Below are 14222 nucleotides of genomic sequence, written 5' to 3'. Positions count from 1 at the left end.
GACGGCACTCGTTTCGGGCATGTTGAACGCCACGGGGCGGTTCATGGCCACCTCGGCGGTGCCGATACTGATGAACGCGCTTTTCATCGTGGCGATGGCGCTGGCCGATTGGCAGGGCTGGCCGATGGGGCTGACGCTAGCCTGGACGGTGCCGGTCACCGGGGTGGCGCAACTGGCGTTTACATGGGTTGCGGTGCGGCGCGCGGGTTTCAGCTTTGGCTTTCGCTGGCCACATTTGACGCCCGAATTGCGCCGCCTTGCGGTGATCGCGGCCCCGGCCGTGCTGGCGGGCGGGGTGGTGCAGGTCAACCTGATCGTCGGGCGGCAAGTGGCCAGCTTCACCGAAGGCGCGGTCGCGTGGCTCAGCTACGCCGACCGGCTTTATCAATTGCCGCTAGGCGTGGTGGGCATCGCGATAGGCGTGGTGCTGCTGCCTGATCTTTCGCGCCGCCTGCGGGCAGGCGATACCGAAGGTGGGCGCGCCAGTTTCAACCGCGGCACCGAATTCGCGCTGCTGCTGACAATTCCGGCGGCGGTGGCGCTGGTGGTATTGGCGCTGCCCTTGGTGCAGGTGCTCTTTCAACGCGGCGCATTTGGCCCCACCGACAGCGTGAACACCGCCTGGGCGCTTGCGGCCTACGGGTTGGGCCTGCCCGCTTTCGTGCTGCACAAGGTGTTGCAGCCACTTTATTATGCGCGCGAAGATACGCGGCGGCCGTTTTATTATGCAGTGGTCTCGATGCTGGTGAACCTCGGTTTTGCGGTCGGGCTGATGGCGGTGTTGGGCTATCTGGCGGCAGCACTGGCAACCACGGTTTCGGCTTGGGTGATGGTGGCGCAGCTCTGGTATGGAAGCCGCACCATGGGGGATGCCGCCGCAACCGACGCGCGGCTGCGCGACCGGCTTTGGCGGATCATCGCAGCGGCGGTGCTGATGGGGGTAGTCTTGTGGTTCGCGGCCGGGTTTGCAGCGCCGATGCTTGCCATGCACGGCGCGCGCTATGTGGCGCTGGGGGCGTTGGTGGTGCTGGGTCTGGTCGTCTATTTCGGTTCGGGGCTGGCGCTCGGCGCCTTTCGCCCCTCTGATTTCCGCTCGGCGTTGCGGCGTGACCTAGGCTAGCGTCTGCGAATCTGTAGCATCGCGCGTTTCAGCCCGCCGGGGCCAACCACGAAGGAAAGCCCGAACCCGGTGCCGAAACCGGCGATCTCGGCAACCCAATCCCAGCCCGTGCCAAAGATCAGCCCAAACACCAGTTGGATGAAAAGCAAAAAGCCGATCAGCGTGAAAGCACGCGCGCGATTGGCCTGCATTGCCCCAAGCCGCGCCCAGAGAATGTAGGTAAACGCGCCAACCAGCCCGTAAACCGCCGGATAGCCACCATAAAGCGGCGCATGGGTGAAAGGCAGCAGCGTATAGACCAGCGCCCCCACCACCGCCGCGCCAAAGAAAACGGCAAGCAGCGCCAGTGGGCGGAAGATTTCGCCCACCATCTTGCCAAGCGCAAGAATGAAAACCAGCACCATCGCCGCGTGGGTAAAGCTGCCATGCACGAACGGATAGGTGACGATCCGCGCCGTATCGACTAGCGGGAAACTCTGCGCTTCCCACATCAAGCGCAGGTAATCGGGCACGAAGGCAAATTGTTGAAACGCCATCTGCCGCCAGCCGAGCGCCGCGTTTCCGCCAGCTATTCCGGCTTGGCCAAGCGCAAAAGCCGCCTCAAACGCAATGATCGGCAGCGCCAGCAGCCAGACGGCAAACGGCAGCGGGTTCAGCGGCGCGTGGAGTTGCGGGCGGTTTGCCTCGTCATAATCGGGGTCGGGGCGGTGCATCGGGCCTCCTTGCAGGCGCGGGGCTTGGTTGACGCCGCCGCCTCGCGCAGCGATAAGCGGTTTCGCTGGCAATTTCCAGCCTTGCCCCATCGACTGCCGAACGGAGCCCTTCATGACCGCCGCCGCCCATGCTGCCGCCGCCAACCCCGGTTTCTCACCCCGCATCTTCTCGGGCATCCAGCCCTCGGGCGGGTTGCACTTGGGAAATTACCTCGGCGCGCTGAAGCGGTTCGCTGAAAAGCAGGACGAAGGGATCGAGACGGTCTATTGCCTTGTTGACCTGCATGCGATCACGGTCTGGCAAGACCCGACCCGGCTGCGCCAGCAAACCCGCGAGGCGGCCGCTGGTTTCATCGCCGCGGGCATCGACCCGGCGCGCTCGATTCTGTTCAACCAGAGCCAGGTGAGTGCCCATGCAGAGCTTGCCTGGGTGCTGAACTGCGTGGCCCGGATGGGCTGGATGAGCCGCATGACCCAGTGGAAGGACAAGGCGGGCAAGAACGCCGAGGCGGCCTCGCTTGGCCTTTTCGCCTACCCCTCGCTGATGGCCGCCGACATTTTGCTTTACCACGCCACGATGGTGCCGGTCGGAGACGACCAGAAGCAGCACGTGGAACTGACGCGCGACATCGCGGCGAAGTTCAACCACGATTACGGCGTGCCCTTCTTTCCCGCACCCGAGCCGGTGATCGAGGGGGCCGCGACGCGGGTGATGAGCCTGCGCGACGGCACCAAGAAGATGTCGAAGTCGGACCCATCTGACGCCAGCAGGATCAACCTGACCGACAGCCCCGACGCGATCGCCTCCAAGATCCGCAAGGCCAAGACCGATGCAGAACCGATGCCCGACCATGTCGCGGCGCTGAAGGACCGCCCCGAGGCAAAGAACCTTGTGAACATCTATGCCGCATTGGCGGGGCAGACCGCGGCGGAGGTGGTGCATAGATACGCAGGCAAGGGCTTTGGCGAGTTCAAGCCGGCGCTGGTCGATCTGGCGGTGGCGACGCTGGGGCCCATCTCGGCCGAAATGACGCGGCTGATGGCGGACCCTGCCGAGATTGACCGGATCCTTGGTGCCGGTGCCGAGCGGGCCGATGCGATTGCCGCGCCGATTCTGGCAAAAACGCTGGATATCGTCGGTATGGTGCGGTCGCGCTAAGGCGCGATAACACGTGTGATAATGACGTTAAGACCCTGTTTTTATGGTATATACCGCCTGGTATTTACCATTTAGAAAGCCTTTTGACACCGTTGCCGGGGCATTTGGCAATCAAGGTGCTCAGGCCCGGGCGCGCGCCTCGGCGCGGGGGTAATATGCGGCAAGCGTCAGGCCACGCGCGGCGTTGAGCACCATCAGCGCCGCCCAAAGACCGTGATTGCCGAAGGCGGGCAACAGCAACGCCACCGCAGCCACATAGATTGCCACCGAGGTCAGCATCGCGTTGCGCATCTCGCGGCTGAGCGTGGTGCCGATGAAGATGCCATCGAACATCCAGCTGGCAATACCGATCAGCGGCGAGGCGATCAGCCACGGCAGATAGACCCGCGCGGTTTCACGCACCTCTGGCGCGGTGGCCATGATGTCGATCAGCGTTGGGCCGACGAGCCAGAAGAACAGCGCAAGCAGCACCGCCCCGCCCACACCCCATTCCGACGTCACGATAGCGGCGCGGCGCAGCGTGGCGGGGCGGCGCGCGCCAAGCGCCTGCCCGGTCAGGGTTTCTGCAGAGAATGCAAAACCGTCGAGCGAGAAGGCGATGATCGAGAGAAACTGCACCAACACCTGATTGGCCGCGAGCGTGGTATCGCCCAGCCCCGCACCAAGAAAGAGAAAGCTGGTGAAGGCCGCCTGTAGCAGAACAGAGCGGATCATGATGTCGGAATTGACACGCGCCATCAGCGCCAGTCGGGCACGGTCAAAGACCAGCGCGGCGCGGCGCCAGTGCCCGCCGTGCAGCGCATCGCGTGCCAGCCAGAGCGCAAGCGCAAGACCCGACCATTCCGAAATCAGCGTCGCAATCGCCACCCCCTGCACGCCCCAGCCAAGGCCGAGCACGAACCACAGATCAAGCACGATGTTCAGCCCGTTCATCCAGACCTGCACCACCAGCACCGCGCGCGTGCGTTCAAGCGCGATCAACCACCCGGTCAGCGCATACATCGAGATGGTTGCAGGCGCGCCCCAGATGCGAATCGTAAGATAACTGCGGGTAAGCGCCTCGACCTCTGCGCTTGCGGGGGAAAGGTAGAAGGCCGCAGCAAACAGCGGGATCTGCGCCAGAATGATAACAAGGCCCGCGCCGCCGCCGATCAGCAACGCACGCGACAAGTTGGCGGCAACCTCGGCGTGATCGCCCGCGCCCTTGGCTTGTGCCACAAGCCCGGTGGTGCCCATGCGCAGAAAGCCGAATACCCAGTAGATCGACGCAAGTATGACCGCGCCAATCCCCACCGCACCAATCGGGGCGGCAGCACCCAGTTGCCCGACAACGCCGGTATCGACCGCGCCCAGAATGGGCACCGTGGCATTGGAAATGACGATGGGCAGCGCAATGCGCAGCACCCTTTGGTGGCTGATGTCAGTCATCGCGCGCGCTGATCGGACCTGCTGGTGGCATCAGAAAATGGCCGGTGCCTTGCGCCAGAAGCCGCGCGCGGTTGTCTTGCCATGCCTCGACATGCACCGAGGCATAGCGCCGCCCAGAGCGGTTCACACGGGCCCGCGCATAGGCATCGCGCGGCAGGCCAGAGCGAAGGTAATCGACGGTGAAGTCGATGGTTTTCGGCAACCGCGGCAGATGCATCGGGTCGAGCGTCACAGGATCGATGCGCCCTGCCTCCATATCTTCCCACAATAGCGTCCAGCTAAGTTCGATAATCGCCGTCACCTCAAGAAAGGCCGCCGTGACCCCGCCGTGCAGCGCGGGCAGCAGCGGATTGCCGATCAGCTTTTCATCGAATGGCAATTCCGCCGTCAGTTCGTCACCGCGGCGGTCAAAGCGGATGCCGAGAAACTGGATGTAAGGCACACCAGTAACCAGCGCCCGAAGGGCTGCATCGCGGCGGCTTTTGACCATTTGCACAGGCTCTGGCCGCTTGCGCGGGGTGGTGGGGGGGGTGCTCATGCCGGATCGTCCTTGCGCGCGCGCTCGATGGTAAATGCGCCGGTTGCCGAGGCCACGGGATGGTCTTTGTCATCGTCAAAGGCAGTGGCGCGCACAAAGGCCACCGTGCGGGTGACATGGTAGCACGCAGCATGGGCGCGGATGCGTTGGCCGGGGCTGGCGGCGCGCATATAGTCGATGCGCAGATCAATCGTGGCGGTGCCTGCGGGCGCGTCAGGGTGGCTCATCACAGCCGCACCGCAACAGGTATCCATCAGCGCCGAAACCGCGCCGCCGTGAATCACCCCGGTGCGCGGATCGCCCACCAAGCGCAGATCGTAGGGCATCGATATTTCGGCAGACCCATCGGACAGCGCATCGAGTTGCATACCAAGTGCGCGCGAATGTGGAATCGCTTCGATGAATTGCCGCGCCACGCGCAGCTTTGTCTCTTCCTGCCGGTCCATACCCCGCCCCTCTGGCTTTGCGCCGACTTTGGCGCGCGGCCCCGCGCCCTGCACGGGGCAATAGAGACCGCGACGCGCACCCTGTTGCACGAACCGAGTTGAGATCGGCGGCCCGCTCCGTTAGCTTCGCCACCGCGGAAGGGGAACACGGATGTCGGATCTGATCGGTTTCAAGGAAATGTGCACGCGTTTCGATGTGACGCCACGCACCTTACGCTACTACGAATACATCGAACTTCTGAGCCCGCAAAAGGAAGGACGCGCCCGATACTACGGGCCGCGAGAAGTGGCGCGGATGACGCTGATCCTGCGTGGGCGGCGCTTTGGCTTCGGGTTGGAAGAGATCCGCCAGTGGTTGCTGCTTTATGACAAGAAGGGCACGGTCGAGCAGTATCAGGCTTGGATCGTGATGGCTGATCGTCAGTTGTTGGCGCTCGAATCCCAAGTCGCCGAATTGCAGCATACGATTGCCGATTTGCGCGCCTTGCGCGACGAAACCGCCGATACGCTAAACACCTGAGCGCGCGCGCCAGATTAGCCGAAATTATGACGCCACGTTATGCTTACGTTCGCGTCAACTTTGCTTGAAAACCCGGGCCAAAGACACACATTCTGAGCATGACATAACGACATGCGCGTGGCAGGGCCCGAATGACCGAAGACGTAATGAGTATCCGCGAGATGTGCGAGGCATTCGCCGTAACACCGCGCACGTTACGCTTTTACGAATCGAAAGAGCTGCTTTTTCCGATCCGCAAGGGTCAGAAACGGCTGTTCACGCGCCGCGACCGGGCCCGGCTGAAGCTGATTTTGCGCGGCAAACGATTTGGCTTTAGCCTCGAAGATATTCGCCAGCTGCTTGACCTCTATGACATCGACGACCAGCAGCGCACGCAGATGGAGCGCACGATAGAGCTTGCGCGCGAGCGGCTGGCAGAAATGCGCCATCAGCACGCCGAACTTGAAGCGGCCATTCATGAACTGAATCAGCAGATCAGTGTCGGAGAGCGCGTGCTGGCCGAAAAAATCGGAAACCAGCCCGCCGCCTGACCAGGAAGACTTGAGGGAGAGAGACATGCAAAACTACACCGCCCCCACCAAAGACGCGCAATTCGTGCTGCATGAGGTGCTGGAGATTTCAAAATCCGACATCCCGGGTTATGCAGACCTCGACCGCGATTTCACCGACGCAATTCTTGATGCCGCGGGCAAGATGTCGTCCGAGATTCTGGCGCCGCTGAACGCTGTTGGCGACACCGAGGGCTGCCGGCTGGAAAACGGCGTGGTAAGCACGCCGAAGGGCTTCAAGAAAGCCTTCGAGGCGGTGAAAGAGGGCGGTTGGAACGGGCTTGATCTGCCCGAGGAATATGGCGGCCAAGGCCTGCCCTATCTTGTCGGCACCGTGGTCGGCGAGTTCTTCGTTTCGGGCAACATGGCCTTCAACATGTATCAGGGCCTGACGCATGGCGCGATCGGCGCGATTCTGACGCATGGCACGGACGAGCAGAAAGCGACCTATGTGCCAAAGATGCTGAGCCTTGACTGGACCGGCACGATGAACCTGACCGAGGCGCATTGCGGCACCGACCTCGGGCTGATGCGCACCAAGGCCGAGCCGCAAAAAGATGGCAGTTACAAGATCACCGGGGAAAAGATTTTCATCTCATCCGGCGAGCACGATCTGGCCGAGAACATCATTCACCTTGTGCTGGCCAAGGCACCCGGCGGCGGCGAGGGCACCAAGGGCATTTCCCTTTTCATCGTGCCGAAGTTCAAGCTGAAAGCCGATGGCTCGCTGGGCGCGCGCAACGCGGTCGCCTGTGGCAAGCTGGAAGAAAAGATGGGCATCCACGGCAACGCGACCTGCGTGATGAACTTTGATGGTGCCACGGGCTACCTGCTGGGCGATCTGCACAAAGGTATGCGCGCCATGTTCACGATGATGAACGAAGCGCGGCTTGGCGTTGGGCTGCAAGGCTATTCGATCGCCGAAACCGCCTATCAAAACGCCCTCGCCTACGCCAAGGACCGGCTGCAAGGCCGTGCCGTGACCGGTGCGGAAAACCCCGATGGCCCCGCCGACCCGTTGATCGTGCACCCCGACATCCGCCGCAATCTTCTGGAGCAGAAAAGCTTTGTCGAAGGCGCGCGCGCGTTCACCTATTGGGCGGCCGAACTGATCGACCGCAGCCACCGCCTTGGCGACGAAGATGCCGAAGGGCTGGTCAGCCTGATGATTCCGGTGCTGAAGGGCTTTCAGACCGACAAGGGCTTTGAGGCCGCAGTGAACGCACAGCAAGTGCTTGGCGGGCACGGCTATATCGAAGAACAGGGCATGAGCCAGTTTGCCCGCGATGCCCGCATCGCGATGATCTACGAAGGGGCAAACGGTGTGCAGGCGCTTGACCTTGTGGGCCGCAAGATCGGGCAAGATGGCGGCAAGCACGCCATGGCATTCTTTGAGTACGTCAAGAGCTTCATCAAGGAAAACGAGGCGGATGCCGCGCTGAAGGCGCAGTTCCTTGACCCGCTCAAGGCGGCCTCGAAAGACTTGCAGGCAGCCGCGATGTTCTTTGTGCAGCAGGGCATGAAAAACCCCAACGCCGCACTGGCTGGTTCGTATGACTTCATGCATCTTTTTGGCCATGTCTGCCTTGGGCTGATGTGGGCGCGTATGGCAAAGGCGGCGCAGGCGGCACTTGCCGCAGGTGCCGAGGATGCGGCGTTCTATGAGGCCAAGCTTGCGACCGGGCGCTTCTACATGGCGCGCCAGTTGCCTGCCACGTCGCTGCACTTGACGCGCATTCTCTCGGGTGCCGATCCGGTGATGGCATTGGGCGCCGAAGCGTTCTAACCTTGCAGGAGGCGGGCCGCCCGCCACCGCATGGAAGGGGAGAAGCCATGCCCAAACGCCTGCGCCTGACCCGCCGCTTTCCGGTGGCCCTGACCAATGACGCGTACCGCGCGCTAAACAGCTTTGCTGATGCCGCGGGCCTGAGCACCGACGAGGCACTGGTGTTTCTGTTCGAGCATTTCGGCTCGGTAACGCACAAGGAAAACCTCGCGGTCCGCCTGAAATTGTTTCAGGCCGAACTGGAAGACCGCAAGGCGTAACGAACGGGGGGAACATGGGATTTGGCGCAGTAAAGACGCAGCAGGGCGTGTGCGTCGGTTCCGCCAGCCCCCTGCATTTGGCAAGCACTACTTGCCAAATGCGGGATAGGCATTGCACCCGCGGCTTCAAACGCCGCAACCTTGATCGCGGTCGCAAAGATGGCCGTTCCTGTTTTGTAAATTGGTGTTCGTCATTGCGAAAACACAACTCGGGGGCGCGCGGGGCTGAACCCGCCGCTCAACCGTCACACTGGGAGCGAGAATAATGGCAGCGAAACTCTATTGCTTTGGCGAATCGGGCAATGCCTACAAGGCGGCATTGACGATGCAGCTTGCCGAATACGAATGGGAGCCGGTATTCGTAGACTTTTTCAACGGCGAGACGCGCACACCTGAATACCGCGCACTCAACGAGATGGGCGAGGTGCCGGTGCTGGTTGACGGCGATGTTGTGCTGAGCCAGTCGGGGATCATTCAGGATTACGTGTCCTCGAAAACCTCTAAGCTCTGCGGCAAGTCGGCGGCCGAGCGGCGCGAGATCTTGCGTTGGGTGCTGTGGGACAACCACAAACTTTCCAGCCAAGCCGGCGCGCTGCGCTTCATGATGAACTTTCTGCCCGAGCCCAAGCGCCAGCCCGAGGTGATCGCTTGGCTGCAAGGGCGGCTCAAGGCGGCCTACAAGGTGCTTGATGACCATCTTGCCAGCAACGAATGGATCGTCGGGTCCGGCCCCACGATCGCCGACATAGCCTGCTGTGGCTACCTCTATTATCCCGAACCTTTCGGGTTCAACCGCGCCGACTGGCCCAATATCGACCGCTGGCTGGACAGCATCGCCGCCCTGCCCGGATGGAAAAGCCCTTACGATTTGATGCCCGGCAGCCCAGCTGACCGTGCCTGAGGAGAACCAAGATGACCGAAGCCTACATCTACGACGCCGTTCGCACCCCGCGCGGCAAAGGCCGCCCCGATGGCGCGCTGCACGAGGTCACCTCGGTCGCGCTGTCAGCGCGGCTTCTCAACGCCGTCAAGGCGCGCAACGGCTTTGAAGGCCATGCCGTCGAGGACGTGATCTGGGGCAATGTGACTCAGGTCGGGGAACAGGGCGGCTGCCTTGCGCGCTCGGCGGTGCTGCTGTCGGACCTTGACGAAAGCATCCCCGGCCTTGCCATCAACCGCTTTTGCGCAAGTGGTATGGAGGCGGTGAACCTTGCCGCCAACCAAGTGCGCGGCGGTGCGGGCAATGCCTATATCGCAGGCGGGGTCGAAATGATGGGCCGCGTTGCGATGGGCTCTGACGGTGCGGCGATTGCCGTGGACCCGACCTTGGCGATGAAAACCTATTTCGTCCCGCAGGGCATTTCGGCTGACGTCATCGCCACCGAATACGGCTTCAGCCGGGCCGATGCCGATGCGCTGGCAGCCGAAAGCCAGCGGCGCGCGACGCTGGCATGGAAAGAGGGGCGCTTTGACCGCTCGATCGTGCCGGTTGTGGACCAGAACGGTGTCGTGATTCTGGCACGCGACGAATACATCCGCTCGGAAACCACGATCGAAACGCTGGCAAACCTGAAGCCTGCGTTCAAGGACATGGGCGAGGTCATGCCGGGCTTCGACAAGGTGGCGATGATGAAATATCCGCACCTTTCCGCGATCAACCACATACACCATGCAGGCAACTCGTCTGGCATCGTCGATGGCGCGGCGGCCATTCTGGTGGGTAATGCCGAGTTTGGCAAAGCCCATGGGCTGAAACCGCGCGCGCGCATCCGCGCCAACGCCAAGATCGGCACCGACCCGACCATCATGCTGACCGGCCCCGTGCCGGTTACCGAAAAGATCCTGCGCGAATCCGGCATGAGCATCGGCGACATCGACCTGTTCGAGGTGAACGAAGCCTTCGCCGCGGTGGTGCTGCGCTTCATGCAGGCCTTCGATGTTTCGCCCGACAAGGTAAACGTCAACGGCGGCGCGATTGCCATGGGCCACCCGCTGGGGGCAACGGGCGCGATGATCATCGGCACGCTGCTGGACGAGTTGGAACGCACCGGCAAGGGCGTTGGGCTTGCAACGCTGTGCATCGCATCGGGCATGGGCGTCGCCACGATCATCGAGAGGGTGTGATGGGTGTGATCGATCCCAAAAAAGCGCCGCTCAAGACCGGTTCGATTTATCCAGAACCATATGGTGCGATGATGGCGGGCCGTTCGAGCTTGCGGCTGGGCGATGCCGGGGGGCTGACCCAATTTGGGGCCAACCTCATCATCCTTCAGCCCGGTGCGCTTTCAAGCCTGCGCCATTGGCATCAGGCCGAAGATGAGTTCGTCATGGTTACCGAAGGCGAATGTGTGCTGGTGCAGGATGCGGGCGAAACCGTGATGCGGGCGGGTGATTGCGCCGCGTTTCCGGCGGGGGTGGCAGACGGGCACCACTTCATCAACCGCTCCGACGCCGAGGCGCGGTTTCTGGTGGTGGGCAGCCGCGCGCCCAACGAAGTGGCCACCTATTCCGACATCGACATGAAAATGGTGAACGAGGGCGGCAAGGTGCGCTTTACCCACAAGGACGGCACCCCTTGGGAAGGGCCGCGATGATCGTCGATCCGCGCCATGCTGACCGTTCCGCGCATAAGGGCCGCGAAACGCTGCGTCTTTCGGATGCGGGCGGGCTGACGCAGTTCGGCGTCTATCTTGAAACACTCGCCCCCGGTGCCAGTTCGTCCGAACGGCACTGGCACGAGGCCGAGGACGAGTTTCTTTATGTGCTGGACGGCGTGGCGACGGTGCATGACGACGACGGCATGCACACACTCGGCGCGCAGGATGCAGCCTGTTGGCGGCATGGCGACGCAAATGCACACCGTGTGCTGAACCAAAGCCAAGCCCCGCTTCGCTATCTGATCGTCGGCAGCCGTGCGGCCAAAGACGTATGCCATTACCCCGATTCTGGCCGCAGACAGGTCAATTCGACGACCCGCTGGCAGGTATTGGCCGCTGACGGAACGATAGAACGCAGCGGCGATTTGCCCGCCAAGCTGATGCGCCTGCAACCGGTCTGGGGCGAGGCATACGACGCCGCAAAGCCCGCGCGCCGCATTGTGACCCACGGCTCTGTCGCGGGCCAAACCGGCACTAGCTACCCCGATATCTTCAGCGATCTGGGCCAATACGAAGCCTTTGCCATTTCGGACGCAGGCGGGTTGACCCAATTTGGTGCCATTACCGAGCGCCTGATGCCCGGCGCGCGGTCTAGCCAGCGGCATTGGCACGAGGCAGAGGACGAGTTTCTCTATGTCCTCGACGGCACCGTGACGGTTTGGGAAAACGACGGGCCGCACGATCTTGGCCCGGGCGGTTGTGCCGCTTGGCCCAAGGGTGTTGCCAACGGCCACTGCCTTGAAAATCGCGGCACGACGCCGACCAGCTACTTCATTGCAGGTGCGCATGCGTGACGATACCTGCCACTACCCCGACATCGACCTTCATTATACGCGCCGGGATGGCGTGCGGATCATGTCCCACAAGGACGGAACGCCCTACCCCGGCTGGCCCAAGGGAGCGAAAGCATGACCGATTTTACCTATGCCGTTGACGCCGATGGTGTTGCCACTATCACCTGGGATGTTCCGGGCAAGTCGATGAACGTGATGAGCCTTGCCGGGTTCGAAGAGCTTAGCGGCTTTGTTGACAAGGCTTTGGCCGATACCGCCGTGAAGGGGCTGGTCATCACCTCGGGCAAGAAAGACTTTGCCGGGGGCATGGACCTGAACGTCATCGCCAAGATGAAGGATGACGCGGGCGACGAGCCTGCGAAGGGGCTTTTTGAAGGCGTGATGGCCATGCATGCTATCTTGCGCAAGATCGAGCGCGCGGGCATGGACCCAAAGACCCTCAAAGGCGGCAAGCCGATTGCGGCAGCATTGCCGGGCACCGCACTTGGCATCGGCCTTGAACTGCCGTTGGCTTGCCACCGCATCTTTGCCGCCGACAACCCCAAGGCCAAGATCGGCCTGCCGGAAATCATGGTCGGCATTTTCCCCGGCGCGGGTGGCACCACGCGGCTTTCGCGCAAACTTGGTGCGATGGCGGCCGCCCCCCTGCTGCTGGAAGGCAAGCTCAACAACCCCAAGGCGGCCAAGGCCGCTGGCGTGATCGACGAGGTGGTGGAAGACCCGCTCGCGGCTGCGAAAGCATGGGTATTGACGGCGACCGACGCCGATCTGGTCAAGCCGTGGGATGCCAAGGGCTACAAGATGCCGGGCGGTGCGCCCTATCACCCCGCAGGCTTCGTGACCTTTGTCGGCGCAAGCGCCATGGTGCATGGCAAGACGATGGGCGTTTACCCCGCCGCCAAGGCGCTGCTTTCGGCGGTTTATGAAGGCGCGCTGGTGCCCTTTGACACCGCGCTGAAGATCGAGGCGCGCTGGTTCACCAATGTGATGATGAACCCATCCTCGGGCGCGATGATCCGCAGCCTTTTCATCAACAAAGAGGCGTTGGAAAAAGGCGCGAACCGGCCCAAGGTGCCCGACCAGAGCGTGAAAAAGCTGGGCGTGCTTGGTGCGGGCATGATGGGGGCGGGTATCGCCTATGTCAGCGCGCAGGTCGGCATCGAAGTGGTGCTGATCGATTCAACGCAAGAGTCCGCCGACAAAGGCAGAGGCTATTCCGAAGCGCTGCTCGACAAGGGCATTCAGCGCAAGAAGGTGACGCCCGAGAAAAAGGCTGAGGTCTTGGGCCGCATCACCGCCGCCACCGATTATGCGCTGCTTGAAGGTTGCGATCTGATCGTGGAAGCGGTTTTCGAAGATGTGGGCGTGAAGGCGGGCGTGACCGCCAAGGCCGAAGCGGTGATCCCGTCATCGGCAATTTTTGCGACCAATACCTCGACCCTGCCGATCAGCCACCTTGCCAAAGCCTCGGCCCGGCCCGAGCAGTTCATCGGCATCCACTTCTTCTCGCCCGTAGACAAGATGAACCTTGTCGAGATCATCAAGGGCAAGCAGACGGGCGATGTTGCGGTGGCCAAAGCGCTCGACTTCGTGCGCCAGATCCGCAAGACGCCGATCGTGGTCAACGACGCGCGCTTTTTCTACGCCAACCGCTGCATCATTCCCTATATCAACGAGGGCATGCGCATGGTGGCCGAAGGCGTGAACCCCACGCTGGTCGAAAACGCCGCCAAGCTGGTGGGGATGCCACTTGGCCCGCTGCAACTGGTCGATGAAACCTCGATCGACCTTGGCGTGAAAATCGCCAAGGCCACCCGTGCTGCGATGGGCGATGCCTACCCCGATGGCGCGGTGGACGAGGTGCTGTTCTGGATGGCCGATCAGGGCCGTATGGGCAAAAAGGCCAACGCAGGCTTTTATGCCTACGATGCCACGGGTCGGCGCAGCGGGCTTTGGGACGGGCTTGAGGCGCGCTATCCCGAGGCGGAAGCACAGCCCGAACTGACCGAGGTGCAGCATCGTCTGCTGTTCGCACAGGTGCTTGAAGCGGTGCGGGCGCTGGAGGACGGCGTGCTGACCGACATCCGCGAAGGCGACGTTGGCGCGATTCTGGGCTGGGGCTTTGCACCGTGGTCGGGCGGGCCGTTCAGCTGGCTCGACATCATCGGCGCGCCGCGCGCGGTGGAAATCTGCGATGCGCTGACGGCGGCGCATGGTGCGCGTTTCGCCACGCCCGCGCTTTTGCGCGAGATG

General features: G+C 62.5%; 15 protein-coding genes. 11 read left to right on the top strand and 4 right to left on the bottom strand.

Going from position 1 to position 14222, the window contains the following annotated elements; all coding sequences use genetic code 11:
* Positions 1-1120: murein biosynthesis integral membrane protein MurJ (gene murJ / locus ABY403_RS05900; RefSeq protein WP_372839822.1), on the top strand; the 1120-nt coding region annotated here is incomplete at its 5' end.
* Here murJ and ABY403_RS05895 read toward each other — a convergent pair.
* Entirely contained in the window at positions 1117-1833 is a 717-nt protein-coding gene (locus ABY403_RS05895) for a rhomboid family intramembrane serine protease (RefSeq protein ID WP_372839820.1), read from the bottom strand. The two genes, murJ and ABY403_RS05895, sit on opposite strands and share 4 nt — an antisense overlap.
* A gap of 112 nt (positions 1834-1945) precedes the next feature.
* Here ABY403_RS05895 and trpS point away from each other — a divergent pair, with 112 nt between their 5' ends.
* Positions 1946-2992 carry a tryptophan--tRNA ligase gene (gene trpS / locus ABY403_RS05890; protein WP_372839818.1) on the top strand — a complete coding sequence of 349 codons (1047 nt, stop codon included), beginning with the start codon at positions 1946-1948 and terminating at the stop codon, positions 2990-2992.
* A gap of 120 nt (positions 2993-3112) precedes the next feature.
* On the opposite strand, the gene ABY403_RS05885 is transcribed toward trpS, so the two are convergent.
* From ABY403_RS05885 to ABY403_RS05875, 3 genes are read right to left on the bottom strand one after another with little or no spacing between them, the layout of a single operon-like run.
* Entirely contained in the window at positions 3113-4420 is a 1308-nt protein-coding gene (locus tag ABY403_RS05885) for an MATE family efflux transporter (RefSeq protein WP_372839816.1), read from the bottom strand.
* A complete protein-coding gene (locus ABY403_RS05880) occupies positions 4413-4958 on the bottom strand; it encodes a PaaI family thioesterase (protein ID WP_372839815.1) in 546 nt (181 codons plus the stop codon). Before ABY403_RS05880 ends, ABY403_RS05885 begins: the two co-directional genes overlap by 8 nt.
* Positions 4955-5404: a PaaI family thioesterase gene (locus ABY403_RS05875; protein WP_372839813.1), complete on the bottom strand. Its 450-nt coding sequence runs from the start codon at positions 5402-5404 to the stop codon at positions 4955-4957. The genes ABY403_RS05880 and ABY403_RS05875 overlap by 4 nt, the downstream gene beginning before the upstream one ends.
* A gap of 151 nt (positions 5405-5555) precedes the next feature.
* Here ABY403_RS05875 and ABY403_RS05870 point away from each other — a divergent pair, with 151 nt between their 5' ends.
* From ABY403_RS05870 to ABY403_RS05830, 9 genes are all read left to right on the top strand, one after another.
* Positions 5556-5924, top strand: a complete 369-nt coding sequence (locus ABY403_RS05870; protein ID WP_372839811.1) for a MerR family DNA-binding transcriptional regulator — start codon at positions 5556-5558, stop codon at positions 5922-5924.
* Between the two features lie 131 nt (positions 5925-6055).
* Positions 6056-6454: a MerR family DNA-binding transcriptional regulator gene (locus ABY403_RS05865; RefSeq protein ID WP_372839810.1), complete on the top strand. Its 399-nt coding sequence runs from the start codon at positions 6056-6058 to the stop codon at positions 6452-6454.
* A 25-nt stretch (positions 6455-6479) separates the two neighbouring features.
* A complete protein-coding gene (locus ABY403_RS05860) occupies positions 6480-8258 on the top strand; it encodes an acyl-CoA dehydrogenase C-terminal domain-containing protein (RefSeq protein ID WP_372839808.1) in 1779 nt (592 codons plus the stop codon).
* A gap of 47 nt (positions 8259-8305) precedes the next feature.
* A complete protein-coding gene (locus ABY403_RS05855) occupies positions 8306-8518 on the top strand; it encodes a hypothetical protein (RefSeq protein ID WP_372839806.1) in 213 nt (70 codons plus the stop codon).
* Between the two features lie 265 nt (positions 8519-8783).
* Positions 8784-9419 carry a glutathione S-transferase family protein gene (locus ABY403_RS05850; protein ID WP_372839804.1) on the top strand — a complete coding sequence of 212 codons (636 nt, stop codon included), beginning with the start codon at positions 8784-8786 and terminating at the stop codon, positions 9417-9419.
* A gap of 11 nt (positions 9420-9430) precedes the next feature.
* Complete coding sequence (locus ABY403_RS05845) at positions 9431-10642, top strand: acetyl-CoA C-acetyltransferase (protein WP_372839801.1); 1212 nt, start codon at positions 9431-9433, stop codon at positions 10640-10642.
* Positions 10642-11112, top strand: coding sequence for a cupin domain-containing protein (locus tag ABY403_RS05840; RefSeq protein WP_372839799.1), 471 nt, complete (start codon positions 10642-10644; stop codon positions 11110-11112). Before ABY403_RS05845 ends, ABY403_RS05840 begins: the two co-directional genes overlap by 1 nt.
* Complete coding sequence (locus tag ABY403_RS05835; protein WP_372839797.1) at positions 11109-11969, top strand: cupin domain-containing protein; 861 nt, start codon at positions 11109-11111, stop codon at positions 11967-11969. The genes ABY403_RS05840 and ABY403_RS05835 overlap by 4 nt, the downstream gene beginning before the upstream one ends.
* Positions 11970-12083: 114 nt before the next feature.
* Positions 12084-14222, top strand: a 2139-nt coding sequence (locus ABY403_RS05830) for a 3-hydroxyacyl-CoA dehydrogenase NAD-binding domain-containing protein (RefSeq protein ID WP_372839795.1), incomplete at its 3' end; no start/stop codon positions are given.

The organism is Phaeovulum sp. (assembly GCF_041596715.1).
Classification (GTDB): domain Bacteria; phylum Pseudomonadota; class Alphaproteobacteria; order Rhodobacterales; family Rhodobacteraceae; genus UBA6213.
Note: the sequence above shows the minus strand (reverse complement) of the source record. Positions and strands in the feature narration are given on the sequence as shown.

Bases quoted from the DNA above. Each gene is read 5' to 3' on its own strand.
- ABY403_RS05895 (WP_372839820.1), bottom strand. From the start codon at position 1,833: ATGCACCGCCCCGACCCCGATTATGACGAGGCAAACCGCCCGCAACTC.
- trpS (WP_372839818.1), top strand. From the start codon at position 1,946: ATGACCGCCGCCGCCCATGCTGCCGCCGCCAACCCCGGTTTCTCACCC.
- ABY403_RS05885 (WP_372839816.1), bottom strand. From the start codon at position 4,420: ATGACTGACATCAGCCACCAAAGGGTGCTGCGCATTGCGCTGCCCATC.
- ABY403_RS05880 (WP_372839815.1), bottom strand. From the start codon at position 4,958: ATGAGCACCCCCCCCACCACCCCGCGCAAGCGGCCAGAGCCTGTGCAA.
- ABY403_RS05875 (WP_372839813.1), bottom strand. From the start codon at position 5,404: ATGGACCGGCAGGAAGAGACAAAGCTGCGCGTGGCGCGGCAATTCATC.
- ABY403_RS05870 (WP_372839811.1), top strand. From the start codon at position 5,556: ATGTCGGATCTGATCGGTTTCAAGGAAATGTGCACGCGTTTCGATGTG.
- ABY403_RS05865 (WP_372839810.1), top strand. From the start codon at position 6,056: ATGACCGAAGACGTAATGAGTATCCGCGAGATGTGCGAGGCATTCGCC.
- ABY403_RS05860 (WP_372839808.1), top strand. From the start codon at position 6,480: ATGCAAAACTACACCGCCCCCACCAAAGACGCGCAATTCGTGCTGCAT.
- ABY403_RS05855 (WP_372839806.1), top strand. From the start codon at position 8,306: ATGCCCAAACGCCTGCGCCTGACCCGCCGCTTTCCGGTGGCCCTGACC.
- ABY403_RS05850 (WP_372839804.1), top strand. From the start codon at position 8,784: ATGGCAGCGAAACTCTATTGCTTTGGCGAATCGGGCAATGCCTACAAG.
- ABY403_RS05845 (WP_372839801.1), top strand. From the start codon at position 9,431: ATGACCGAAGCCTACATCTACGACGCCGTTCGCACCCCGCGCGGCAAA.
- ABY403_RS05840 (WP_372839799.1), top strand. From the start codon at position 10,642: ATGGGTGTGATCGATCCCAAAAAAGCGCCGCTCAAGACCGGTTCGATT.
- ABY403_RS05835 (WP_372839797.1), top strand. From the start codon at position 11,109: ATGATCGTCGATCCGCGCCATGCTGACCGTTCCGCGCATAAGGGCCGC.